The 3094-nt window shown below is 66.7% G+C and carries 2 protein-coding genes; both read left to right on the forward strand.

The genetic code is table 11. The features are described 5' to 3' along the window. The first annotated feature begins 131 nt into the window (after positions 1 to 131). Positions 132 to 2735, forward strand: a complete 2604-nt coding sequence (gene mutS, locus RKP46_RS14775; protein ID WP_311107343.1) for a DNA mismatch repair protein MutS — start codon at positions 132 to 134, stop codon at positions 2733 to 2735. Positions 2736 to 2768: 33 nt separating this feature from the next. Next, positions 2769 to 3094, forward strand: a 326-nt coding sequence (locus RKP46_RS14780; RefSeq protein ID WP_311107344.1) for a metallophosphoesterase family protein, incomplete at its 3' end; no start/stop codon positions are given.

A 3094-nucleotide genomic window follows, 5' to 3' on the forward strand; every position in this document is an offset into this window, starting at 1 on the left:
CTGATCGCAAGCAACGGCAGAAGGCTATACTGCACGCCCAAGCGCAGTTGGCGGGGACAGCGCTGTTCTGTTCGCCTCCCGCCGGGCGAGCCCGCCGATGTCCTTTAAAGACGCGATACATTCGACTCACCATGCCAGATGATCAGGGCGTCCCGCCAGGCGCGCCGACACCGCACACGCCGATGATGCAGCAGTACCTGCGAATCAAGGCGCAGCATCCGGACATCCTGCTTTTTTACCGGATGGGTGATTTCTACGAGCTGTTCTTCGCCGACGCCGAAAAGGCGGCGCGCCTGCTCGACATCACGCTGACGACGCGTGGTCAATCGGCCGGGCAGCCGATCAGGATGGCCGGCGTGCCCTATCACGCAGTCGAGCAGTACCTGGCCAAGCTGGTCAGACTGGGTGAGTCGGTGGCGATCTGCGAGCAGATGGGCGATCCGGCGACGAGCAAGGGCCCGGTCGAGCGCGCCGTCGTGCGCATCGTCACGCCCGGCACCCTGACCGACGCGTCGCTGCTCGACGAAAAGCGGGACACCTTGTTGCTCGCCTTGAGTACGACTCGACAGCTCGCCGGACTGGCCTGGCTGAATCTGGCGAGCGGCGACTTCCGCCTGTGCGAAGTGGCGCCGGCAAAGCTGGCAGCGACGCTCGAGCGCATCGCGCCGGCCGAGATCATCGTTCCGGAAAGCTTGTCGCTGACCCTGCCGCAAGATGTTGCGCTGACTCGTCGGGCAGACTGGCATTTCGATGCGGAAACGGGGGGGCGCGAATTGCGCGCGCACTTCGGAACGACTTCGCTCGGCGGTTTCGGCGCCGACGGACTACGGCCGGCGATCGCCGCCGCCGGCGCGCTGCTGCGGTATGCGCGGGCGACGCAGGTGCGCGCCCTGCCGCATGTCCGCGCGCTGATCGTCGAGCGCGACGCGACCTTCCTCGGGCTCGATATGGCCACCCGGCGCAACCTCGAACTGACCGAAACGCTACGCGGACAGCCGGCGCCAACGCTATGCAGCCTGCTCGACAACTGCGTCACTTCGCCCGGATCGCGCCTGCTGCGACACGCCCTGCACCACCCCTTGCGCGATCCGAGCATTCCTGCCGCGCGACATGCGGCGGTCGCCATGCTGCTCGACGACGGCGGGCGCACGCTGCGCGGACTGCGCCAGACCCTGCGCGGTTTCGCCGACATCGAACGGATCGCCGGCCGCATCGCGCTGTTCAGCGCCCGCCCGCGCGATCTCGCGGCGCTGCGCGACAGCCTGCGGCGTGTCGACGAGCTGCGCGCGCCGCTGGCCGACAATGCGGCAGCACTGCTCCGCGAGATCCACGCTCATCTGACGCCGCCGACAGCGACGATCGACTTGCTGACGCGCGCGCTGCTCGCCGAGCCGGCAGCGCTGATTCGTGAAGGCGGCGTCATCGCGCCGGGCTACGACGGCGAACTCGACGAGCTGCGCTCGCTGAACGACAACTGCGGCGCGTTTCTGCTCGAACTCGAAGCACGCGAGCGCGAACAGACCGGCATCGCCAATCTGAAGGTCGAGTACAACCGCGTGCACGGCTTCTACATCGAGGTATCGAACGCCAATGCGGCGCGCGTTCCGGAGCATTACCGGCGACGGCAGACGCTGAAGAACGCCGAGCGCTACCTGACGGCCGAGCTGAAGGCTTTCGAGGACAAGGCGCTGTCGGCGCAGGAACGGGCGCTGGCGCGCGAGAAGCTGCTTTACGACGAACTGTTGAACACGCTGCAGAACGGTCTGCCGCAGTTGCAGCAGATCGCCGTGGCAGCGGCGACGCTCGACCTGCTCGCCGGCTTTGCCGAGACCGCGCAGCAGCGCAACTATTGCCGCCCGCTCTTCTCGCCCGAACCCGGGTTGTCGATCGAAGCTGGGCGACACCCGGTGGTCGAAGACCAGTTTGCCGACGGCGAAGGTTTCATCGCCAACGATACCGAGCTCGGCGACGGCCGCCGGCTGCTCCTGATCACCGGCCCGAACATGGGCGGCAAGTCGACCTACATGCGGCAGACGGCGCTGATCGCGCTGCTCGCGCACGTCGGAAGCTATGTCCCGGCGACGCGCGCGGTTCTCGGACCGCTCGACCAGATTTTTACGCGCATCGGTGCGGCCGACGATCTCGCCGGCGGGCGCTCGACGTTCATGGTCGAAATGACCGAATCGGCGACAATCCTGCATCATGCGACCGATCGCAGTCTGGTCCTGATGGACGAGGTCGGTCGCGGCACCTCGACCTTCGACGGAATGGCGCTCGCTTTCGCCATTTGCCGTCATCTGCTGGAGAAGAACCGTAGCCTGACGCTGTTCGCAACGCACTACTTCGAGCTGACGCTGCTCGCCAACGAGTATCACGAACTGGCCAATGTCCATCTGGACGCGGTCGAGCACGGCGAGCGCATCGTCTTTCTGCACGCGGTGGAAGCGGGCCCGGCCAATCAGAGCTACGGGATTCAGGTCGCTGCGCTGGCCGGCATCCCACCCGCGGTCGTCAAGGCAGCGCGCCGACAGTTGCGCCAGTTCGAACAGCGCGCCACGATCAATCCGCTGCAGCCCGATCTCTTCGCCAGCGCGCTGGCCGATGCCGAGGACCGGCGAACGCCGGAGCTGCATCCGGCGCTCGAGCGTCTGCGCTGCATCGATCCCGACCAGTTGACGCCGCGCGAGGCGCTGGCGGCGCTTTACGAGCTGCGTTCGCTGCTCGTCGGCGAATAGCCGGCCTCAACTAGCCCGCACGTCCCGCCGACGATGAAAACACTGCTCTGTGCACTTCTCTGCCTCCTGCTGAGCGGCTTTGCCACGGCGGAGACCTGGCGTTTTGCCGTCATCGGTGACACGCCTTACGACGACTACGAGACGAGCGAGCTGCCGCGCATGCTCGATGCCATCGCCGCCGAACATCCGAGCTTCATCGTCCATGCCGGCGACCTCAAGGCGAGCACGACGGTCTGCAGCGACGAGCTTTTCCGTTCTCGCCGCGCCCTGCTCGACGCGACGCGCGTCCCGCTGATCTACGTCCCCGGCGACAACGAATGGACCGACTGCCGATTCGGGCTGGCCGGCGGCTACGACCC

It is taken from the genome of Accumulibacter sp. (genome assembly GCF_031732815.1).
In the GTDB taxonomy this organism is placed as follows: domain Bacteria; phylum Pseudomonadota; class Gammaproteobacteria; order Burkholderiales; family Rhodocyclaceae; genus Accumulibacter.

Bases quoted from the DNA above. Each gene is read 5' to 3' on its own strand.
- mutS (WP_311107343.1), top strand. From the start codon at position 132: ATGCCAGATGATCAGGGCGTCCCGCCAGGCGCGCCGACACCGCACACG.